This is a genomic window from Psychrobacter sp. P2G3, assembly GCF_001593285.1.
GTDB lineage: Bacteria > Pseudomonadota > Gammaproteobacteria > Pseudomonadales > Moraxellaceae > Psychrobacter.
The window spans coordinates 2,380,370-2,404,246 of record NZ_CP012529.1; the positions used below are offsets into that span (position 1 = coordinate 2,380,370).

Below are 23,877 nucleotides of genomic sequence, written 5' to 3' on the forward strand. Positions count from 1 at the left end.
TTGGTCAAGTCCCAGTTAATTAACGTTCACCACACCGCGACATTTAGGAAACTGACTACAACCAAAAAAGGTTTGCCCTTGCCGCTGGCCTTTTTTTGCCACGCGCTTGACCATCTCACCGTTGCATTTTGGACAGGTTGGCGTTTGGATCACATTAGTTGTATGGTTTGCCACTTGAACTGTCACAGGGTTATTTATTGTTGGGTCAGACTCGACAAGCTCAAATGGTGTGATAAATACGAAATCATCATTATTTAGCTGAGTGCTAGACGGCACATTGCTAGAGAGCACAATCGATGTCTCATCTTGTTCAACTTCCGTTTGACCAGACCATCGGAACACTTCTCTGCTTTTCAAAGTTGATGTTTTCGCAGTGTCTTTTATGATTGGTTTAGGCGCAGACTTAATAACTGGTTTGATAACTGACTTGCTATTCGGATTGCCACTAGATTGCTTATTTGAGTTGCCATGCTTGTCTTTTAAATACGCTTTGTGCTGACTGTTAGTTTTCCAAGATTTGCTAAATCGATTGTTTTCAATCTGCTTAACGATAGATTCAACCTCTGTTTCGCTTAATATCTTATCCTGCTTTTTCTTAACATAAGACACCATACCATTCGTTAATACGTGCTCAGGTAGCTCATCGCGAGTCTTAAGCTCACACTCACCGATAAAAGCAATCATCGAATGGAAATAGTTCATATCCAATTCTAATAAATCACCTAGCGTTTTAATATGTAGATAATTCTGCCTGAGTGGGTTTTGAAATTTGTACTTGCGTCCCATGATGACTTGCGTCCACTGTCTTTGCTTCTCGTTACCGAATATCCAACCTTTATAGTTTTTGGTTTCGATGACGAAAATGCCATAGATCGAGACGATGACATGGTCAATTTGAGTGCTGCCGCCATTGGCTAATGGCAAGGTGATATTGTTTAAGCGGTGATAGACCTCTTTATCAAGCTTTAGCCACATAGCTACATTGATGACGGTTTCACCTAGGAAGCCTTTAAAGGTGGACTTTAGGGACATAGCTTTTCTTTTTAATACGTGGATAGAAGTCGTAGGAGGTATATATGCGATGAATAGAGCAAATATAAAAAATGTACGTTTAATTTTTGCAGCGCAAACTGAATTATTCGTCGCTTAGAAATTAGGTATATTTTGGAATACATTCCTTTATATTATTATAAAAGCTATCATAAATCTCTTCAAAATATTTTTGTCTTTGTTCAAGTTTGTCTAGATTTTTTTCATTAGCGTTCATTTCGTGAAGTCGCTGAGCGACACATAAATCCAATCCTGCTTGTAGAAAAGCCTTACATTCACCTTCAAGTTCAGAGAAATATAGTATTGTTAATATCTCAATTTTTCCACCTTCTCTAGAAAAATTACTAAGATCGAAGCTTTTACTATCTTTACCTTGAAAACGCTTAGCTTCGTTCTCTTTTACAAGCGTAGCAAAATCTGCAAGCTTAAAAACTAGCTCCTCAAACTTATCTCTAAGAAAAGCTCGCCGCTCTTTTTTTCGGTCAAAATATTGAGTAATGAAAATACCGCACAAGCCTAAGAATCCAATAATAAAGGCTGCTATCACTCCTTCACTTAGACCTATTTGATGTAACCATGTTGTATGTGTTGTTAGTTTTATATCTTCCATTTATTTCATCCGAATTTCAGCATCATAAAATCAGAAACTGCAACTCCTATCTAATTATATTATAGAAAATAGATGCGATGGTTTTTACTATATTCTAACACCAAAATAAAGTCTAGCCACATTAAGAAGCTAAATGATGATCCATATTTTATTGGAGTTATTTTGTTAGTATATAGTTATTTAAAATAACTACTAAAACCCATCACGTAAAAAAAGAGCCACCAGATTTCTCTCGTAGCTCTTTTTTTGATTACTAACTAAGTCAGGTTTATTACATCAAACTATTTACCGCATCAACGACAGCTTCAGTAGTAATACCAAACTCTTTATACAAGTCGCTTGCAGGTGCTGATTCGCCATAAGTGGTCATGCCGATGACTTTGCCATCTAGACCAACGAACTTATACCAGTAGTCTACATGCGCAGCTTCTACCGCTACGCGAGCACGAATAGTGGCCGGCAATACAGCGTCACGGTAGCTAGCATCTTGCTCCATAAAGATTTCTGCACATGGCATAGAGACCACACGGACGCCAACGCCATTTTCGCTAAGCGTCTCGTACGCTTCCATCGCTAAGCCAACTTCTGAACCCGTTGCAATGATGATGGCTTTTAGCTCGCCTTGTTCCTTCGCTAGCACATAGCCGCCTTTAGTGATATTAGCGACTTGCTCACTGTCACGTGCTTGATGCGGTAAGCTTTGACGGCTAAAGATAAGTGCAGATGGATTGTTTTCTGACTTAATCGCTTCTACCCAAGCCGTAGCAGATTCGGTCGCATCACAAGGACGCCATGTACGTAGATTTGGCGTGGTGCGTAGGCTAGTCAGTTGCTCAACTGGCTGATGCGTTGGGCCATCTTCACCCAGACCAATAGAGTCATGCGTATAAACATGGATGATACGTTGCTTCATCAATGCGCCCATACGCACAGCGTTACGCGCGTATTCCATGAACATCAGGAAGGTCGCCACGTAAGGGATAAAGCCACCGTGTAGCGCGATACCATTGGCAATCGCGGTCATACCGAACTCGCGCACGCCATAGTAAATATAGTTGCCATCAGCGTCAGTTTCGATGCCTTTAGCACCTTTAAATAGTGTGAGGTTTGAGCCAGCTAGATCCGCTGAACCGCCCAACAATTCTGGTAATAATGGCTGCAAAGTATTAATCGCATTTTGACTGGCTTTACGACTGGCAACATCACCGCCCTGCTCTTGGGTTTGTTGGATATAGTCTTGCGCTTGCTTGTCAAAGTCCGCTGGCAACTCACCATTTAAGCGGCGTAGTAGCTCGCTTGCCAATTCTGGATAAGCCTTTTTATAAGCTTCAAAGTCCGCATCCCAGTTCTTTTGTTGCACATCACCTTTAGCTTTGGCATCCCACGCTTCATAAATTTCATCATCTAATTCAAACGGTGCATGCTTCCAAGATAACGCATCACGAGTCAAGGCGATTTCGTCATCACCAAGTGGTGCACCATGGCTGGCTGCTAAGCCTTGCTTGTTCGGACTACCAGCGCCGATAGTGGTTTTGCAGATGATTAAGCTTGGTTTAGTGGTCTCAGCAATCGCTTTCTCAGTTGCTTGAGTGATAGCATCGGTATCATGACCATCAACCTTGATAACTTGCCAGCCATACGCTTCAAAGCGCGCTTGCGTATCATCAGTGAACCAGCCTTCGACATTACCATCGATTGATATGCCATTGTCATCATAGAAGAATACTAACTTGCCAAGCGATAACGTGCCAGCCAGTGAACAAACTTCATGGCTGATACCTTCCATCAAGCAGCCATCACCCAAGAACGCATAAGTATGGTGGTCAACGATGTTATGTCCGTCACGATTAAACTGTGCCGCTAGCGTCTTCTCAGCGATAGCAAAACCAACCGCATTCGCGATGCCCTGACCTAGTGGACCAGTCGTGGTTTCAATACCTGGTGTATAACCAAGCTCAGGATGACCTGGGGTCTTTGAATGTAGCTGACGGAAGCCTTTTAGGTCATCGACGCTGACATCATAGCCTGATAAATGGAGTAACGAGTAAATAAGCATCGAGCCATGGCCGTTCGATAACACAAAGCGGTCACGGTTGTGCCATTGCGGATCGGCAGGATTATGTTTTAAAAATTTGCGCCACAGAACTTCAGCAATATCAGCCATGCCCATCGGCGCGCCTGGATGTCCAGAGTTGGCTTTTTGAACCGCATCAAATGAGAGCACACGGATGGCATTGGCTAATTTACGTTCGTTAATTGGGGTGGGCATAGAGTGTCCTAATATTCGAATAAGAAGTATGGAAGATAAGAGGAAAATCGATTGAACAATAGAATAAGAGCGCGATAAACGCTCTTAAAAATAAGGTGATTAATTAAGGGGCAATATTAACATATTTGCCATGAGCCAAGCCAAAAACGGCCTCATAAAATCGTTTGTATTTAATAATGACTTATATCGATTTTGTTAAACAACAATTAATAATAGGCAAAAAGTAATAAATAGCGAGTTAGCATTATAACTCGCCATTTATATAGACAGAATACTTATTAAACTGAAATTGTCTCAGCACCGCCCATAAATGGACGCAACACTTCTGGAATCGTGATACTACCATCCGCATTTTGATGATTTTCCATGACAGCCAATAAAGTACGACCAACTGCCAAGCCTGAACCATTTAGCGTATGCGCCAAACTAGTCTGCTTGCCGTCTTTGACCCGTGTGCCCATACGGCGTGCTTGGAAATCACCACAGTTAGAACAACTTGAGATTTCGCGATAGGTCTCTTGGCTTGGTAACCATACTTCGATGTCATAAGTTTTTTGCGCGGCAAAGCCCATATCGCCAGTGCACAGTTTTACAGTACGGTATGGCAGATTCAACTGCTGCAAGATATATTCAGCCTGTCCTGTCATCGCTTCAAGCAAGTCATCTGAATGCTCAGCGCTGGCAATATTGACCATCTCAACTTTTTCAAACTGATGCTGACGAATGAGACCACGAGTATCACGACCGTGCGAGCCGGCTTCACTACGGAAACAGGGTGTATGCGCGGTAAACTTTAACGGCAGCTCTTTGATATCTAAGCGCTCGCCGCGTACCAAATTGGTCATCGGTACTTCCGCCGTCGGAATGAGATAAAAATCCATATCATCATTATTCGTATGATTAGTAAGTTTAAACAAATCATCTTCAAACTTCGGTAACTGACCTGTGCCTTTTAAGCTTTCTGAATTGACGATATAAGGAACATACGTTTCAGTATAGCCGTACTTAATCGTATGAGTATTCAGCATAAACTGAATTAAGGCACGGTGCATTTGTGCCAACTGTCCTCTAAGCACGTTGAAGCGGCTACCAGTTAGTTTGGTTGCTGCTTCAAAGTCGAGCATACCGAGTGTCTCACCTATATGAGTATGGTCTTGAATCTCAAAGTCAAACTCGCGCGGCGTGCCCCATTTGCGCACTTCGACGTTATCATCTTCTGACGTACCCACTGGCACATCTGCTGCTGGAATATTGGGAATCTGCAAAGCCGCTTGGGTGATGCGCTCTTGTAAAGTGCGCAGCTCGTCTTCGGCCGTTTTAATCTCACCGCTGACACTTTGCATCTCAGCCAATAGCTCACTGGCATCTTCGCCCGATTTTTTTAGCGCGCCCACTTGCTTAGCACCAGCGTTACGGCGCGATTGCAACTCTTCGGTTTTGACTTGTAGCGATTTACGCTCATTTTCAATGGTTTGCCAGAACTCCATATCAAGCGTATAGCCACGGGTGGCCAGCTGTTGCTGTAAGTCGCTTAAATCGCCGCGTAAGAGTTTCGGATCAATCATAATAGTTGCCTGTAACGCTGAGAGTGAGTAGAAGGTTTAAAAAAATTTTTAATATAATAAGTGGCCAGCTTAGATTTATAACAGAGCTTTATGCCTAGTTATGACATAGTTATAGTCTTGCTGTGACGCCATGCTTTTTATGACAAAATATTGTAGCCGCTATAATACCAAGACCCAGTAGATTTGACCATGTTTAGACCATTTTTTAACTAGGTTTTCAGGATTTTCTACCTCTAATTTATAGCAACTACTTTTAGCTTAACGATACCCTTCAGCGCTCAATAATGTATGTCTTTTTGAATTAATGTATGCCTTTTTGAATTTTTAACCCTAAAGTCATACTAATTCCAAAATTTTGAGTGACAAAGACAACGAGGGGAAATACTACATGTAACGGATTAGGCTAGTTTGGCACAGCTAGTCGCATTTTTTGGAACCGATATTAGCTTTCATAACTGATATTAACTCTAATAAGCGTCGTATATCTCTATTAATGTCATTAATATGGCATCTATAAGGGCACAGATATCCTTATATGTTTCATTTAAGAGCACTTTTCGGTAAGATAAGCGCATACCTTTATTACACTTCCAGCCAACGACGGCGTAGCTGCTTACGTTTGGCGTTTTTAAACCCAACACTTTTAATATAAGTATTTGAGAAACCTTTATGGCCCTGTACCCCTACACGCTACAACCTGTCGCCTTAAATTTAACCGAGGCTGAATTCCATCAAGCACAGTATGAGCTATTCGCCAGCGCTAGCCCCTCTTTCGGTTTAAAAAGCATCAAAATGAAAGAATGGATTATCATGGCAGTGGTCGTAATACTAGCAATTGTAGGGTTAGTCTTCGTAACAGGTTACTCGACGATTATTTTTTGGCTAATGCTGGTTGCGGTAGTGATTTATTTACTGGTTCGTACCCTTGGCTTTAAATGGTATGTCAAAAGAGAATTTGAAAAACAAGTTGCTGATCAAGAGATGCCAGACGAGATGCGTCAGATGAAGTTGGGTGTGCAAAAACATGGTTTAGTCATGGCAATGCCAACCAATCAGCCTGATTTGATGAACAATAATAAGATGCGTGGCATGCAAATGCGGGCTGGTACTACTCAACAAGCGGTTATTCCATGGACTGCGGTCAAAAGCTGGGATGAGACTGATGACTATATCTTTATGATGTTTGAAATGAAGGGTCAGCAAGGCAGTCAAATTGTACCTAAACGTTTGCAAGCGCAAAAATTCCCGATTGATACGGTACGTCAGCACCTGAAAGAAGTAGTTCCTGTAAAAGGTTTAAACCCTGAGAGCATTCAACCACCTTCATGATAGTATTTAGGTCTCTTTATCTGTTTTACTTTAAATGATAAAGAGACTTGCTTAATAGTAAAGAGAGTTTCTTTAGAGTTTTACAAAACCAATCATAACATTATATTTATTAAATTTAACTAATCCATTATGGTTTGCTATTATAATAGGCATCAAAAGTTAAAGCATCGTAGTTATTAGTGGTACCAGTCTTTTTCAGAATCTAGCCTCTTTCGTAATATCGTCGTTATATGTTCAGACTTTGGTACGATAAAGAAGGTAATCATAAGTAACGCGACTTGCTATACTCCTATTTTATAAAATCAACACTCACATTATAAGGATAATATTATGAGTAATACTGATAACAGTACTAACCAGATTGGTCTAGAAAAAGCTGAAATGAGTCAAGTAATTGATAAATTAAATGGTCTATTATCTAGCTATCATACTTTCTATATTAACGTCCGTGGTTACCACTGGAATGTTAAAGGCGAGCATTTCTTCTCATTACATCCTAAGTTTGAGGAGTTATACACTGCTCTACAATTACAGATTGATGAGATCGCTGAACGTATTCTAACCTTAGGTGGTACACCATTACATGCTTATAGCGATTTTTCACAGCACACTAGCATCAAAGAAGACAAGAACGTTAAAGACGGTAACACCTGTGTAAAAGGTGTGGTGACTGGTCTGCAAATGCTTATTGAAGAGCAGCGTCAAGCTTCAGCACTAGCAGCAGAAAGCGATGACCAAGGTTCAGCCGACCTAGTTGATGCTTATGTACAAGAGCAAGAAAAACTAGTTTGGATGTATAACGCATTCTTAGGTTAATGATTAACTAGACTCTGCTAGTCATTACATCTAATCGTAAATAAAAAAAGCACCTATTATTAGGTGCTTTTTTATTACTCAGATATCGTTAACTAATACTATAAAAACAGATGGTTACTGTTGAATCCATTGGCGCATTTTCTCACGTTCAGCAGGCGTTGCATTAAGCCAAATTTGCATAAAGCTATCAAGGGTATTCGCAGACTGAGTGCTAGAGCTTACCGTACCAGTGTTTACCTTAGGCTGGGTTATTACAGTTTGCTGCCCAGTAGTTGAAGTCGGCTGCTCTAATGCAGCAATAGCGCGCTGGTTCTGTAGTTCGGCATCACTGCTACCACCAAACACACCGCCTAGAGCTTTACCTATACCTGATAGCAAGCCACCTTGATTTCCACCGATGCTTTGCTGACTGGCGATAACCCTATTGTCCTGTTGTACTGCTAGCGTTGGACGTTCAGCATATTCTTTGGCAGCTTTATACTCTTCTGGTTGATTAGGCATAGTCAAACGATAGGTTTGATTGTCTGCCAGTTCCGCCGTTACGCTGATATTCCCTGAACGCAAATAGTCATGCTCATCACGAGGCAAATCATATAAACGGTCATATTTAGCAGTAATGGCATGTTGACCAGGCTGCAAAGTAAACGTTTTAGTTAAAGGCTGAAAGGCACTTTGTTTAACTTCCTGCCCATTAATAGCGGTCACTTTAATATGGTCATCGACGAGCAAAGTAACGGCTGCATGTGAAAGCATAGACACTGAACCTGCGCCAATTAAGAGCGTGCTGATTGTCAGTTTTTTAAGCAAAGAGGCAGAGATTTTCATAAGATATCCTATCCATGATAAAAAATTTGGTAAAAAAATTAAAGGTTAGAGCATTGAGCTATTTATCTTCAATAAGTGTCAGCAGCTAAAAATCCAGTGGTATTGTATGGTTGTCATTACTTGCTGCTTCATCATCTTTTTGGGTTTCTTGAGCGATATCAGCAAGCTCTGCCGCGAGCGTTTGTTCATCAATAGTACGCAATGCATCGCTTATCACTGCTTTAGATATATTACTACGTCCAAGATTAGAAAACATCGGCTGAATATAGTTGAGCACCTCCATCATTGCCCCGATACGATGCGGTCCTTCGGTCAGCAGATGCTCAATAATACGCTCATCAAATTGCCAACCACGCCGACGTAAAATAGACTGTAATAATGCTTTACGGTCTGCTAGGTCATGACCATTGGGTACTTTGAAAGTGGGTGCTTGTGCTAAACGAGTCAGCAGATCAGTCAGCTGAAACGGCAATTCACTGGCTGGTCTATTGGCAGCAAATAGTAACTGGCGCTGCCCTTCACGGCTGCGGTTTATCAAATGAAACAAGGCTTCTTGCCATTGAGCGCTATGTTCCAACACTTCTAAATCATCAATGGCGATAAGATCAAAGTTCTCTAAGGATGACAGTACGTGGACATCGGTATGAATCAACTCATTAAGTGATAAACAAATTGCTGACTTATCCATCTCAATGAATGACTCACAAATAGCCGATAGCAAATGAGACTTACCAGTAGCAGGGCTACCGAATAGGTACAGCTGGCCTATCAGGCCGACATGTAGCTGCCGCACTGCATCAATAATCGACATCCAACCTGGACCAGCAAAGTCGCTGAGACTCGCATCGTGCTTAATGTCCAGATTGAGACTTAGCTGTGCTTCTGCCATGAATCATCAACTCGTTTTGCATAGCGCAATGTAAAGAAAAAATTAATTTGTTGAACAATCTTCTTTAAACTGGCTTAAATACTGCGTGACATAAATTTTTTGGTATTGGCATGTAGTTTTCTTAACTTACATTTTTTTGTTATCCAACAGTTCTCTCGTTCAGTAATAAATTAACTAAATGCTTTATTAAAAAAGACCTTTGTCAAAATTAACCGAAACGAGCAACTGCTATAGTTAATACTGCGCCTATATATAACATATTTACAAAATGACTGACAAGTCTTTTACTTACTAAGCCTGATTAACTGCTATTCGTCAATCTAACATTTAACAACTGCTGCTTGTCTGATCTATCGCCTTCAATCTTAACTTACTTATCTTTCTTCAAATAAATTTAGTTGTTTACGACCCTTATAAAAGTCGGTAGAGCGATAATAATTATAGAGATGTCGAAACAGTACGTTAAGTACAGCGGATACAGGCAAGGCAATCAACATACCGACGAAACCTAGTAAGCTTGCGCCTGCCAATACAGAAAAAATAACCCATAACGGTGAAAGCCCGATTTTATCACCCAACAGGAGTGGCTGTAACACGTATCCTTCGGCCGCTTGTCCTACTAAAAACGCACCAACGATTAGAGACAGATAAGTCCAATTTAGACCAAATTGGAACAGACAAGCAATAACGGCGGCTATGAAACCAAGTCCAAAACCTAAATACGGTACAAAACTCGCAACACCTGCAACCATACCAATAATTAGTCCAAGTTCAAGCCCAATCAGTTGTAATTGCACAGCATAAATAATCCCTAACAGCACCATGACCAGTAATTGACCTTTAATGAAAGCCATTAATGCACGGTCACACTCTTGGGCGATGCCAATGACTGTTTTGCAGTAGGCAGTAGGAATAGCCACTTTCCAGCTAAGCAGACGTTTGTCCCAATTAAATAAGAAATAAAACGTCAGAATGGGTACTAGCACAATCAGTCCGGCATTATTAATAAAGTTCATACTTGAGGCAAGTATTTGGCTCATCCATGTACTGGCGTCTGAGAATCTATAATGCGTCTGCATATAATCTACTAAGGTTTCGGACAAACCCTTTGCCTCTAACTCTGGCAGACGAACGGGGCTATTATTAGTAAACCATTCACGTACCACTTCATCATACCAGCTTAGAATTTTGGGCAAATATTCCCAAGCGGCTTGCAGCTGATGCCACAACGTTGGCACAATCCACCAGAGTAGCAACACCATACTGAAGGTCAGTGCTGAATAGACGACAATAATGGCTATCCAGCGTCTAACATACCTTGATAAGCGTTTGACCAGTGGATTAAGTAAATAAGCCAGTATGAATGCAATAACGAACGGTATAATGACCGGCATCATCAAATACAATAAAAATAGGGTTACAACAATAGCAACGACAATAAATAAGCGCCGAAAAAAAGGATCTATTGGTTGATTTATCATTAAGGGCAATCCTACGATTAAGCTGATTTGAGATGATGACGTTACTAGAGCTGGTCATATAAGTTATTAAATGACTTTCCTATAATAGTAATCATTAGTACGGTAATTTTACAATTACTTTGGCGCTTTATTATCGCAGAGTACAGTAAAAAATCAGTCATTTTTTGTGTCTTGGTTTTTTATTTGCCGCTTATAGCAAATCTTGGTCAAATATTGGCAAGTTGCTTTGCGAGTGTGGCCTGTTTTTGGGTATAATGCGCGCACCACATTCAAATTTTATAATACTAACTTCAATTATTCATTGTAATGAATAACTTCAACTATTAATTCCAATTATCTATCCCCAACTGTGAGATGACTATGAGTGACAAGCCTTCTTTAAGCTACAAAGATGCCGGCGTTGATATTGATGCAGGCGATGCACTGGTTCAACGAATCAAGTCCGTAGCAAAAGCCACTACTCGCCCTGAAGTTGTGGGTGGACTTGGCGGTTTTGGCGCCCTATGTCGTATTCCGACAGGTTACACCTCTCCTCTACTCGTATCTGGTACTGACGGCGTTGGTACTAAGCTTAAGTTGGCACTACAACTAAATCGTCACGACACTATTGGCATTGATTTGGTGGCGATGTGCGTTAATGATCTATTGGTTTGCGGTGCAGAACCATTGTTCTTTTTAGATTACTATGCAACGGGTAAACTCGATGTCGATGTTGCTGCTACCGTCGTGACTGGTATTGGTGATGGTTGTAAACTTGCCAATTGTGCCCTTATCGGCGGTGAAACGGCTGAAATGCCAGGCATGTACCAAGACAACGATTATGATTTAGCTGGATTCTGTGTGGGCGTGGTTGAAGAAAGCGAGGTTATCACTGGTGAAAATGTCGCAGAAGGCGATGTTCTAATCGCTCTTGCTTCAAGCGGCGCGCATTCTAACGGCTATTCGTTAGTACGTAAAGTTATCGAAGTCAGCGGTATTGATGTTACTAGCAGCAATGAGCAGCTAGATGGGCAGCCTATTCAAGATGCGCTAATGGCACCTACTCGTATTTATGTAAAAGCGATTAAAGCTCTGCAGGATACCCTTGGTAGCTCCGCACTGCATGCCATGTCACATATCACTGGTGGCGGCTTAACGGATAACTTGCCACGCGTATTACCGGATAATTTAGCCGCTAGCATCGATACCAATAGCTGGCAGTTCTCAGAGCTATTCACTTGGCTACAAACTGAGGGCAATATCGAGCAAAGTGAGATGTACCGCACCTTTAACTGCGGTGTTGGCTTTGTTATCGTTGTGCCTAAAGATAAAGCTGAAGCGGCGATTAAAACTTTGAATGATGCTGGCGAAAAAGCATGGCAACTAGGTGAGATGGTTAATCGTGAAGCGGATGCAGTGGTGTACCGTTAATGTCAGTATCGCCAATATCAGATGATAATCTACAAAGCACTTCTAAAAGTATCGCAAAAGTATCGGCTAAACCTTTACGCATTGCAGTATTGGTGTCAGGCAGTGGTAGCAATCTACAAGTATTAATAGATGCTATGCAAGCAGGTGCGCTACCGATTGAGATAGTCGGTGTCATTAGTAATCGTGAGGATGCTTATGCCATCACACGTGCGCAAGATGCCGCTATTCCAGTAGAAGTATTGTCGCACGTTGCTAATGGCAAACGCATGGGAATCAAAACTTTTGAGAGTCATGCTAATGCTCAACTGGTAGAATGGCAAGCAGATTTGATTGTATTAGCTGGTTTTATGCGGGTATTGAGTGCAGATTTTATCGATAACGCACCAGCACCGATGATTAACCTACACCCTTCTCTATTACCTGTTTATAAAGGGCTAGATACTCACCAGCGTGCCATACAAGCAGGTGAACGTCATCATGGCTGTAGTATTCATGTCGTCACTGCTGAGCTCGATGCGGGCGCTGTTTTGACCCAAGCTTTATTAGATGTCAATCAAAAAGATACGGCGGATTGTCTACAAACGCGAGTGCAAAAGCTTGAGCATCAGCTATTGCCTTGGACAATTTTGTTATTAGCTAAAGGTGTAATCAACCTGAATAGTCAGGGCAAAGAAACTTTTTCTATGTTACCCACCTTACCTTTAAAGCTTTATTTAAACAGTTAATGCAATGGCAAGAAGTAAAGAAAAATATTAATCATTTAAAACTATCGACCACAAAAAAGCCCAGTCACTCAATTTATGAATGACTGGGCTTTTCGTTATCCAATATTTAAAGTGTCGTAACTTCAAAATCTGTACGTGTTCTTAACTGTTATGAACATGGACACCTTTGATGTTTACGAATTCTTTAATACCGAAACCACCATGCTCGCGACCATGACCCGAGTTTTTCACACCACCAAAAGGTAATGCTGGATTTGCGAGGCCATAACCATTGATATAGACCATACCCGTATCAAACTGTTCATTGGCTAGACGTATAGCTTTGTCTTCATCTTTAGAGAAGATAGCGCCACCTAAGCCATAACGGCTGTCGTTAGCAATACGTAATGCATCGTCTTGATCTTTAGCACGTATCAGCGATGCTACTGGACCAAATAGCTCATCATCATAAGCTGGTTGACCTTTTTCAACATTTTCCAAAATAGTCGCTGGATAGAAGCTACCTTTACCTTCTGGTAATTTACCACCAACAGATATAGTAGCGCCTTTGCTTACGCTCTCTTCCACTTGTTCATGCAATTTTTCTTGCAGATCTTTGCGGGCTAATGGACCAAGATCCGAGCTGTCGTCCATTGGGTCGCCTGCTTTTTTACTTGCAAACTCTTCAACGATACGCTTACGGAACTCATCATATAAACTGTCGACAACGATAAAGCGCTTTGCAGCAACACAAGTTTCGCCATTATTTATCAGACGCGCTAGAGTACAAGTTTGTACTGCAAGCTCTAGGTCAGCATCCTCTAAAACGATAAATGCGTCATTCGAGCCCAACTCTAGGACTGCTTTTTTGATTGCTTTTGCTGCTTGCTGACCGACGATGCTACCTGCACCATCACTACCAGTAAGCGTCACACCGCGTACTTTATCATTACCAATTAACTTTTCTGACTGATCATGATCGATTAGAATAGTACGGAACAAATCGTTCGGTAAGTCAGACTCATGGAATATTTTTTCAATTAATAAGCCAGAACCAGTCACGTTTGCTGCATGCTTAAGCAGAACGCTATTACCTGCCATCAAATTGACTATGGTATAACGGAACACTTGATAAGCTGGGAAATTCCAAGGCTGCATACCATAAATAACACCAATGGGCTGATAAGTGACAATACCTTTTTTGAGACCTTCGATGTCACGTTCATCATCAGCAAGCGCGGCCACACCCTTCTCTGCGGTGTAATCACAAATCGCTTTACATAGATCAATTTCTTGTAGACTCTGACTATAAAGTTTACCGCGCTCTTCAGTCATAAGACGAGATAGCTCCTCTTTGTACTTCATCAAGGTCTCGCCAATAGAATTAATAACCTTCGCACGCTCTTCATGGCTAGTTTTACGCCATTCTAGAAATGCTTGATGCGAGGCTTCAACAATGTTGTTAACCTCATCATTACTCATATAGTTATATTCTTTAATGTCTTCGCCTGTTGCTGGGTTTACAGTAGTAATATCTGCCATGATTATTGACCTTATCCATTTATTTAGTTGATTGATAAATTGCTTAGATGATACTAATTACAAAACACATATTTCTTAGTCTTATCATCTAGCTCTAAACAGTTATTATTCTAAAGATGTTCGTTTTAAAGATATTCTTGCTTAACGTTCAACTTTTCTAAGTTCGAATTATCATAACAAAACTATTCGCTTACAGTTTTACAAGATATAAAGAAATGTGCTTGGTATGTTAAGAATGTGACTGTCTTATTAAGAACTACTTAACCAACCCTAAGTTCAGACAAATAAAAAACCAGCACAAAGGCTGGTTTTATTTAACATTAAACTTTAATAGAAGTTGCAATGATTTAGAACAGCCCTGATGCTGAAATGGGAAGTGCCTAAATAAAAGCTACCTTAAAACAGATGATTAATGGTGGGTATTTCTTGCTCCTGATTCTCTTCATCAGCAACCACCTGCCGTGCAACATGCATGATAAGTTGTCGTAACCAGCGATGCGCTGGATGATGCTGTAATAACGGTGACCATGCCATCGTCAGCTCAAATTCAGGAATAAAGAATGGTGGCTCTTTCATCATAATACTATCGTTATTGGCCTGCATGCGTGCAACTCGGGTCGGCAATGTCGCAATCAAATCTTTGTTTGCCGCGAGCATGGCCGGCATCTGATAATGACGAGTAAAGACACTGATTTGACGCTTTTGACCCAAACGTTGTAGTGCTTGATCGATAGAGCCAAGTCCGCCAGACTTTTCTGGATTGACTCCGAACCCCACGCCCATACCTGTCTTGGATACCCAGACATGCTGCGCTTTTAGATAGTTTTTTAGATTAAAACGGTTAGCATAAGGGCTTTCAGATGAGAGTAAGCAGCTAAAAGTGTCGCGCCAAACTAATACTTGATGGAAGCTTTGCGGAATCTCGTTGAAGCGGTTAATCGCCAAATCAACTCTCCCTTGCTCCATATCACGATAAGACACGTCTGAAGGTGTCAAAAAGTCCAAAATCACATTCGGTGCTTCAGAGCGTAAAGCTTTTACCAGTTTTGGTACTAACGTTGCCTCAGCATAGTCTGAGGTCATAATACGAAAGACACGTGACGTGCTATACGGTCGAAACTCAGTACGCGGCTCAAGTACTTGAGTCAGATCAGCGAGTATCTCACGAATACGTGGTTGCAGCTCTAAAGCTCGTTCGGTCGGCGTCATACCTTCAGATGAACGCACCAATAACGGGTCGTTGAATAGCTTACGCAAACGTCGCAATATATTACTCATTGCAGGCTGGGTGATGCCTAACTGCTCAGCAGCACGTGTGACGTTTTTTTCTCTTAACAATACATCTAAATGCACCAATAAATTTAAATCGACCCGCTGCAAATTCATATGTATTTCTCTTTTACTTAGAATAAATGCTATTTAATACTTAGCAATTTTTGCGTTGTTTTTATAGATAATTATGGGTGTTATACAGCCATTAGTAGGAAATTAAGAGTATTTTTTGCATTAACTTTGCTCAATATTAGCTATTATAACGTAATTCTTCTAAACTCAAACCATTGTTTTTGTTACTCTATATATTATGGAAATACCAAAGATAACTATCATAAATTAGGTAAATCTTGGTAACCCCGCTATAGTGAGTTATACAAATAATTGACAGCACAGACAATAATTCTTATCTCAAATCGTTATTTTATTTATATAACTAAACAACGTATTTGTACGATGGGTTGTTACGTAGCTCAATGATTAAGTGCTAGCATCATATAATGCTTTGACTATTTATGTCTAAATACGCAGTTAGTTATTGTAACATTTCTTATTAGTAAGCAGAGATTTGGTAGGTGGTGAGATTTCTGCTGCAATGTATCGAGATATGAATGTCAATACAAACCTAATATGCTTTGACTACTAACTACTTTTTCTAGTAGAGTCAAGTAAACCTCTTGTATTTTACAGCAGGTTTGTTTAGGGTAATAGAGATAATATTTATAGTAAATTGTCATTCGCCGTTTGTGAGGCGGACTTCAATTTGCCCTTAGTAGTACCAATAGCAATTAAGTTTCAACGCAAGTTAGTACAATCGTAATCCCTGTAAATTCCTCGCAAATCAAATTTAGTTACGATCATTTTACCACTTGATTCTGTGCTCGTTAGAATTTGTTCGTCAAACTTTTAATACCCCACCAAGGAGACTGTAGATGTCAACTACTTATAAATCAGCAATCGATTTAGTACGTGAATTAAAGCAAAAACACGGTAACTGGCAGAATATCAGCGAAACTGATGCTGCACGTATGATGGCACAAAACCGCTTCAAAACTGGTTTAGACATTGCAAAGTACACTGCAAAAATCATGCGTCAAGACATGGAAGATTATGACAACGACACATCTCAGTACACGCAGTCTCTAGGTGCATGGCATGGTTTTGTTGCCCAACAAACTATGTATGCTAAGAAAAAATACTTTGGTACTACTGCTAAAACTTACATCTACCTATCAGGTTGGATGGTAGCAGCCTTACGTTCTGAGTTCGGTCCTCTACCTGACCAATCGATGCACGAAAAAACATCAGTACCTAAGCTAATCGCAGAAATCTACACGTTCTTACGTCAAGCTGATGCTAAAGTGCTAAACGACTACTTCCGTGAGCTAAACGCTGCTGAAGAAGCGGGGCAAGATACCACAGCCATCCAAGAAAAAATCGAAAACTTTGATTCACATGTTGTGCCAATCATTGCTGATATCGATGCTGGTTTCGGTAACGAAGAAGCGACTTACCTATTAACTAAGCAAATGATCGAAGCTGGTGCTTGTGCTATCCAAGTTGAGAACCAAGTATCTGACGCTAAGCAATGTGGTCACCAAGCTGGTAAAGTAACTGTACCGCATGAAGATTATATCGCAAAAATCAATGCGATTCGTTATGCATTCTTAGAGCTTGGTGTTGAAGACGGTATCATCGTTGCTCGTACTGACTCTGAAGGCGCATCACTAACGCAAAAAATCCCAGTATCAAATGAGCCAGGCGATCTTGCTTCTCAGTACATCGACTTCATCGAAATGGAAGAAGTGACGCTAGAGAACGCGAAAGAGAACGATAGCTTGCTTAAGCACAACGGCAAACTTGTACGTCCAGTTCGCTTGCCAAACGGTCTATATCAGTTCCGTGAAGATACTAACATCGACCGCGTTGTCCTTGACTGTGTAACCGCTCTAGAAAACGGCGCTGACCTACTATGGATCGAAACACCGACTCCAGACGTAGAACACATTAAAATGATGGTTGATCGCATTAAAGAGCAACAGCCTAAAGCTAAGCTAGTTTATAACAACAGCCCATCATTCAACTGGACGCTTAATTTCCGTAAGCAAGTTATCGCTCAGTGGGAAGAAGAAGGTAAAGACATTTCTGCATACAATAAAGATGACTTGATGAGTGCTGATTATGACGGTACTGAGCTTGATGCAGCAGCTGACGTTGCCGCTAAGAACTTCCAACGTGATGCATCACGTGAAGCTGGTGTATTCCATCACTTAATCACGCTACCTACTTACCACACGACAGCACTTAGCGTTCATGAACTTGCTAAAGGCTACTTCGGTGAAGACGGTATGCTTGCTTATGCAGCTGGCGTACAACGTAAAGAAATTCGTGAAGGCATCGCTTGTGTTAAGCACCAAGCAATGGCGGGTTCTGACCTTGGTGATGATCACAAAGAGATCTTCTCTGGTGACAACGCTCTAAAAGCTGGCGGCGGCAAGAACACAATGAACCAGTTCTAATTACCGACCATCTCTAAGTACAGATTACAAGAAAAGCTGCCCTACATCATGTAGGGCAGCTTTTTTATTGCAACTTAAATAATTGTAGAATGGTAGACTAATAGTTATTAGTCAGAATTATTAGGAGCCATCATGCAGGAAATAGAGCTAAAGTTTTTAGTACCAGAGTCGCGGCTAAAGAGCCTGATGCGTCAAGCCCAAGTCAAGTCCTCACAGATTACGCAACTGGCAGCGCATTATTACGATACACCTGATCAACAGCTTGCACAGGCTGGTATTGGCTTACGTATTCGTAAAGAAGGCGACACCTGGGTACAGACTATCAAAGCTGGTGGCGATGGTATTGCTGCACGTTTAGAGCATAATGCTATATTAGATAATGGACAAGTACAGGCCATGCTGGATAATAATAAGCTAATGCCTGATTTGACGATTTATAAAGACACCTCAATTGCTTCTACTTTGGCCGATTTCAAGCTCAAAAAACTGGCACAAAAACTAACACGCCAATATGTTACTGATGTAAAGCGCACTACCCGTTTGTTAATGGAAGACAGTAAAGATGAGGATAGCAATAGTATTGAGATGGCGTACGATCATGGAGAAGTTATCCATGGTCATGATGATACCCAGCGCGATCCTATTCAAGAGATTGAGTTTGAGCTGGTCTCAGGAGATTTAGACTTTTTATTTACGACTGCTAAAACGTGGTGTAAGCGTTATAAGCTCTGCTTGTCTACCGTCACCAAAGCTGAGCGCGGTGGTCTACTAATCACTGGGCAAAATCATAGTCCAGCGGTTAAAGCTGACCTGAGCCAGCTGAATATTAACAAAGACAGCAGCATACCTGCCTTTGTACGCGCAGCAGTGCATAATTGTCTGTTGCAGATATTACCGAATAGTAGTGCTGTCGTGGCTGGCAGCAAAGATGATGAGCATATCTTACAACTATCCATTGGTATTAACCGCCTGCGTGCTGCATTACAAGCATTTACTGGCTTTTCTGATGAGCTTAACCCTGACTGGCAGCCGATACTAAAACAAACAGCGACCTTACTTGGTAGCTATCGTGAACTCGCCTATCTTGCTTCATATATCGAGCCTAAACTGCAAGAATTTAATGCGCCTGTAGTCGATTGGACTGCAGACCTCGAAGCACTCAAAATTAAGCCTATCGATGTGGTAGCAGCCAATGACTTTCAACTAACTCTACTGGAGCTGATTGCCTTTGTTATGAGTGATCCGCACCTTGAACCGCAAGCTGATAAGTGCGCCAATGATAAACTGGCAAAAATACTATCTAAGCAGCATACAAAGTTTGTGAAAGCCGAGCAAAGCCTAGAAAGTAAAAATGATGCCAGCGACAATGGCTCTGATAGTAAGGATTTGGAAAGCGTTGATTCACATAATGTTAATTTAGAAAGCAGTGACAAAGACCAAGCGCAGCATAAATTGTACCGCCAATTAACAGATTTACGCTATATCAATCAGTTTGCCGTGCCATTATTGAATAAGAAAGATGGTAAAAAGAAAGCCAAACGCTGGTTAAAACGTTTGATAAAAGCGCAAAAATCATTGGGTCGATATTGTGAACATCTTCAATATCAACAACGTTATCAGCAAAAGTCAGAAGAAAACTCTAATGCGCTGTATGGTGCGGGCTGGTTTGCTGCAACGCTAAAAAAAGACCTTAAACGCACTGAAAAACACTTGGCTAAAGTGAAAGACAGCTCGATATTTTGGTAAAGGTATTTATAAAAAATAATAAAAATGCAGAATAAAAGAGACAGCTCCATTTATAAGAGCTGTCTCTTTTAACCTTAAATTAATGAATATAACATCGCCAGTTATTTATAAACTTTATTGACCAAACCAGTATCTAGCTAGCTACAATAGTAACCGCTATGCCTTCTTCAACCTTCTCAAACAGCTCAATAATGTCCTCATTACGCATACGTACACAACCATGGGAGTATGGTGCGCCCATAGGTTCAGTGTCTGGTGTGCCATGAATATAGATATAACGCTGATACGTATCACAGCCGCCTTGACTGTTACTGCCTTTATTAACACCTTCCTCAAGACCACTTAGCCATAAAATACGGCTTAATATCCAATCACGTTCAGGATGTAGCGCGCCAAGCTCAGCACTATATACCTCGCCCGTAGATACTCGTCCAACAAACACAGCATTCATAGGCTCATCCTTACCTATCTTCTTGGCAATGATATGGTTGCCGAGCGGTGTGCAACCACTATCTTGCTGGCTACCAATGCCGTTCTTAGCAGTGGATACTTTATATTGAGCAAGCTCAGTTTGCTGCTGATATGCTGTTAGAGTTTGCTTAGCAATATTGATTACTAGCTGCGTATCGGTGCGGTTGTTATTTATCATAAAAGCTTCCGGCTGTCATTCATAACATGATTAATAGCATGATTAATAGCATGATTAATAGCATGATTAATAGCATTATCAGTAAAATGATTATAAATTTCTATTATTAAGGGATTGTATCAAGACATTTGGCACCGTAATATAGGGGCACACTTTTTGATGCTAGCAGATTATGACGACTATTTCACCGACACGTGTGTCGATGTATGACTTTTTATACCAAGATACTCAGCCAATGGTGTCGTTATTAGCTGATGCCGCTCAACTATCGTTACCACAGACACGCCTTGCAGTTGGCTTTGGTTTACAAGCGATTGTAAGTGCTCTACTCGCTTATCAACAGCGTTATCAAGGTCTGTCTGTTAGCAAAAAGCTATTTAATCGTAGTGCAGTAAAAGAGCTACGTCGATACAATTCTATGAACTTTACAACCATCAAGGTAACGTCATATCATCGTCATGATGTCGCCAACGCAATATTTAAAGACAGCACTGATGTGATCAAGGCTAGCGAATACATAGCAAATAAGATTGACGCTACTACCTCTCAGGTCCAAACCTTGCTCACCTGTCTGTGTGTTATCGTTTTACGAGAGCTTGCAATCTTAGCGGACTATAGCCAGCTTGATAATGATGAGATTGACAAATGGTTTGCTTTGCAACCACAGTTTTTATCACTTGAACGCTTTGCAGCTATTGAGCCGAAGATAACTCCTGCAGATAATAAAGAATATACCATATCGACAAAATCGACAGAGTTAGAATTGGATAGCAAAGAGCTTAATGTCTTTAATAACAAGCAACTATCAAGCGTGCCCCCACCTTTCGACCCTTATTGGTATGAGCTGACCGCATTCAAACCCGATAATTATAAACCGGTACAAGATATGCAGCTGGCAACTGGTCACTATCTAAAAGCCATCGGCCGTTCATCTGACAATTTGCAGCAAGGCGGGCATAATGACTTGTTGATATTTGCAGAAATGACGGCCATCACGTTGCCGCATCAACGCTGGCTATTACAGCTGGCCAAAATTTCAGAAATCTACTTGCAGCGCGATCGTTTGCGCATTACCTCTGAACCTGAAAACCCACCAAAACCACCTTTGGTAAGTTTAGGACTAATCGGCGGTAACAGTGAAAGTACGCCAGCAACTACTAGCGAGATACCAATTGAATACGATGCACCAGTCCCTATTTGGAAAAACCCCATTATCCTGATTATTATTTTGGTTATTGGTAGTCTCAGTGCACTTGCGACCTTAAAATACCAAACGCAGAAATCTAATGGCGCCATACCTGCAACGGCAGAAGTGTTAAAGCAAGACCTCATGGAAGAACGTCAACAGCAGGATGTAGCCATTGTAATGGTAGACAATGGTGAAACTGATATTAAGAAAGCAGCAAAAACTGAATAGAAGAGATTAGCTATTAGAGCATGTTCATAAAATAGGCTTTTAATAAAATTTAGTAGCAATAAAAAACAGAGACACTATTGATATAGGTCTCTGTTTTTTCTGTAATCTAAAGGCTTACTTGACTATCAATAGTCTATAAATCTCATTTTGATAAGTCACGACCACGGCTGGCTTCAATAGCTAGACGTAGACCATTTAGACGGATGAAACCTTCCGCATCTTTTTGATCATACGCGCCAGCATCATCTTCAAAAGTCGCGATTTTTTCATCGAACAAAGAATCATCTGACTTACGACCAACGACGCTAACAGCACCTTTGTACAACTTCACACGTACCGTACCGTTTACATACTCTTGTGATTTATCAATCAAAGCTTGTAACATCATACGTTCAGGACTAAACCAGTAACCATTGTAGATAGTTTTAGCATAGCGTGGCATTAGCTCATCTTTTAGATGCGCCGCTTCACGATCTAGCGTTAATGACTCAATGCCGCGATGCGCTTTTAACATAATTGTACCAGCTGGTGTCTCGTAGCAACCACGTGACTTCATACCAACGTAACGGTTTTCTACGATATCTAAACGTCCGATACCATGCTTGCCACCGATTTCATTTAGCTTAATCATAATCTCATATGGCTTGAGTGTCTCGCCGTCAATCGCAACGATATCACCTTTTTCGTATTCTAATTCTAGATATTGCGCTTCATCAGGTGCTTCTTCTGGGCTGACTGACCAACGCCACATATCGTCTTCTGCTTCAGCATATGGATCTTCTAGGATACCGCCCTCATAAGAGATATGCAGTAAGTTAGCATCCATTGAGTAAGGAGATTTGGTCTTATTACCCGCATAATCGATCGCAATATTATGCTCTTTAGCATATTCCATCAAGCTTTCACGGCTAGACAAATCCCACTCACGCCAAGGCGCAATGGTCACAACATCTGGAGACAAGGCAACAGCACCGAGCTCAAAACGCACTTGGTCATTGCCTTTACCGGTCGCACCATGGCTGATAGCGTCAGCATTGTGTTCTTTGGCAATCTCGACCAATCGTTTGGCAATCAGTGGACGGGCGATAGAAGTACCGAGCAGATACTCACCTTCATAAATAGCATTGGCACGGAACATAGGAAATACATAATCGCGGGCAAATTCTTCACGTAAGTCTTCGATATGGATATGTTTGATGCCCATCGCTTCAGCTTTAGCGCGCGCCGGCTCTACCTCTTCACCTTGACCAATGTCAGCAGTAAAAGTAATCACTTCGGCATCATAGGTTTCTTGAAGCCATTTAGCGATGATTGAGGTATCAAGGCCACCTGAATATGCCAATACGATTTTATTGATATTTTTTGGATCAAGCTGAGCCATGAATAACTCCTAATATAAGAATTTAGTTATCAGAAAAGATGCTAAGAATGAATTGAAGTATAAATTGCCTACTCAGTGTACATCATATTCACAATTGGCAAAAGTGTAACTCTCTTACGAGTCATGATTTATCAACAATTCATCTTATATTTGCTAGCGATATTGATGATAATTGTAGTGATAATCATGAAAAAGGTATTCAAGGATTGCGTAGTTATATTTGGTTGCATATTTAGTCAAGCAGTCAAATCTGCTATGATAGTAAAGAGCCAAATATCGATGTAAATAAACATTATGACGGATAAGCATTGTTATAAAATAAACAACCTTATGTTAAGCAAAATATTTAACCATAATTTTTGAATTTGAGACGACGGGTCAAAGAACCTATCTCAACCCATAG

The 23,877-nt window shown here is 40.9% G+C and carries 18 protein-coding genes; 7 read left to right on the forward strand and 11 right to left on the reverse strand.

From position 1 onward, the window contains the following. Positions 1-15: 15 nt before the first annotated feature. The 4 genes from AK823_RS09615 to serS form a co-directional block, all read right to left on the reverse strand. Positions 16-1,032: an NERD domain-containing protein gene (locus AK823_RS09615; RefSeq protein WP_068328617.1), complete on the reverse strand. Its 1,017-nt coding sequence runs from the start codon at positions 1,030-1,032 to the stop codon at positions 16-18. A 121-nt stretch (positions 1,033-1,153) separates the two neighbouring features. Continuing rightward, on the reverse strand, positions 1,154-1,660 hold the full coding sequence (locus AK823_RS09620; protein ID WP_068036783.1) for a hypothetical protein: 507 nt from the start codon (positions 1,658-1,660) through the stop codon (positions 1,154-1,156). A gap of 271 nt (positions 1,661-1,931) precedes the next feature. Then, positions 1,932-3,929 (reverse strand): transketolase, encoded by a 1,998-nt coding sequence (tkt, locus tag AK823_RS09625; protein ID WP_068328620.1) that lies wholly within the window; start codon positions 3,927-3,929, stop codon positions 1,932-1,934. A gap of 278 nt (positions 3,930-4,207) precedes the next feature. Then, complete coding sequence (gene serS, locus AK823_RS09630; protein WP_068328623.1) at positions 4,208-5,494, reverse strand: serine--tRNA ligase; 1,287 nt, start codon at positions 5,492-5,494, stop codon at positions 4,208-4,210. A 669-nt stretch (positions 5,495-6,163) separates the two neighbouring features. Here serS and AK823_RS09635 point away from each other — a divergent pair. Both AK823_RS09635 and AK823_RS09640 read left to right on the forward strand, forming a co-directional pair. Beyond that, a complete protein-coding gene (locus AK823_RS09635) occupies positions 6,164-6,823 on the forward strand; it encodes a YcxB family protein (protein ID WP_068036786.1) in 660 nt (219 codons plus the stop codon). Between the two features lie 330 nt (positions 6,824-7,153). Further along, on the forward strand, positions 7,154-7,639 hold the full coding sequence (locus AK823_RS09640; RefSeq protein WP_068328626.1) for a Dps family protein: 486 nt from the start codon (positions 7,154-7,156) through the stop codon (positions 7,637-7,639). A gap of 114 nt (positions 7,640-7,753) precedes the next feature. Here AK823_RS09640 and AK823_RS09645 read toward each other — a convergent pair whose 3' ends face one another. The 3 genes from AK823_RS09645 to AK823_RS09655 form a co-directional block, all read right to left on the reverse strand. Continuing rightward, a complete protein-coding gene (locus tag AK823_RS09645; RefSeq protein WP_068328629.1) occupies positions 7,754-8,464 on the reverse strand; it encodes a DUF2057 family protein in 711 nt (236 codons plus the stop codon). A gap of 85 nt (positions 8,465-8,549) precedes the next feature. Further along, positions 8,550-9,353 (reverse strand): DnaA regulatory inactivator Hda, encoded by an 804-nt coding sequence (gene hda / locus AK823_RS09650; protein WP_068036793.1) that lies wholly within the window; start codon positions 9,351-9,353, stop codon positions 8,550-8,552. A gap of 374 nt (positions 9,354-9,727) precedes the next feature. Next, entirely contained in the window at positions 9,728-10,834 is a 1,107-nt protein-coding gene (locus AK823_RS09655; protein WP_068036796.1) for an AI-2E family transporter, read from the reverse strand. A 360-nt stretch (positions 10,835-11,194) separates the two neighbouring features. Between AK823_RS09655 and purM the strand changes: the two genes are divergently transcribed. Next, positions 11,195-12,244 carry a phosphoribosylformylglycinamidine cyclo-ligase gene (gene purM / locus AK823_RS09660; RefSeq protein ID WP_068328632.1) on the forward strand — a complete coding sequence of 350 codons (1,050 nt, stop codon included), beginning with the start codon at positions 11,195-11,197 and terminating at the stop codon, positions 12,242-12,244. Next, complete coding sequence (gene purN / locus AK823_RS09665) at positions 12,244-12,969, forward strand: phosphoribosylglycinamide formyltransferase (protein ID WP_068328635.1); 726 nt, start codon at positions 12,244-12,246, stop codon at positions 12,967-12,969. Before purM ends, purN begins: the two co-directional genes overlap by 1 nt. Before the next feature lie 141 nt (positions 12,970-13,110). Here the strand turns inward: purN and AK823_RS09670 are convergent, their stop codons facing one another. Next, positions 13,111-14,490: an NAD-dependent succinate-semialdehyde dehydrogenase gene (locus AK823_RS09670; protein WP_068328638.1), complete on the reverse strand. Its 1,380-nt coding sequence runs from the start codon at positions 14,488-14,490 to the stop codon at positions 13,111-13,113. 396 nt (positions 14,491-14,886) lie between these two features. After that, positions 14,887-15,876, reverse strand: coding sequence for a LysR family transcriptional regulator (locus AK823_RS09675; protein ID WP_068036814.1), 990 nt, complete (start codon positions 15,874-15,876; stop codon positions 14,887-14,889). 818 nt (positions 15,877-16,694) lie between these two features. Between AK823_RS09675 and AK823_RS09680 the strand changes: the two genes are divergently transcribed. Next, positions 16,695-18,281 (forward strand): isocitrate lyase, encoded by a 1,587-nt coding sequence (locus AK823_RS09680; RefSeq protein WP_068036815.1) that lies wholly within the window; start codon positions 16,695-16,697, stop codon positions 18,279-18,281. A 132-nt stretch (positions 18,282-18,413) separates the two neighbouring features. Continuing rightward, entirely contained in the window at positions 18,414-20,027 is a 1,614-nt protein-coding gene (locus AK823_RS09685) for a CYTH and CHAD domain-containing protein (protein WP_068328641.1), read from the forward strand. 133 nt (positions 20,028-20,160) lie between these two features. Here AK823_RS09685 and AK823_RS09690 read toward each other — a convergent pair whose 3' ends face one another. Beyond that, entirely contained in the window at positions 20,161-20,676 is a 516-nt protein-coding gene (locus AK823_RS09690) for a L,D-transpeptidase (RefSeq protein ID WP_068328644.1), read from the reverse strand. Between the two features lie 172 nt (positions 20,677-20,848). Between AK823_RS09690 and AK823_RS09695 the strand changes: the two genes are divergently transcribed. Then, positions 20,849-22,093, forward strand: a complete 1,245-nt coding sequence (locus AK823_RS09695; protein ID WP_068328647.1) for a hypothetical protein — start codon at positions 20,849-20,851, stop codon at positions 22,091-22,093. A gap of 142 nt (positions 22,094-22,235) precedes the next feature. On the opposite strand, the gene AK823_RS09700 is transcribed toward AK823_RS09695, so the two are convergent. Continuing rightward, a complete protein-coding gene (locus AK823_RS09700; RefSeq protein ID WP_068328649.1) occupies positions 22,236-23,474 on the reverse strand; it encodes an argininosuccinate synthase in 1,239 nt (412 codons plus the stop codon). Positions 23,475-23,877 lie beyond the last annotated feature (403 nt).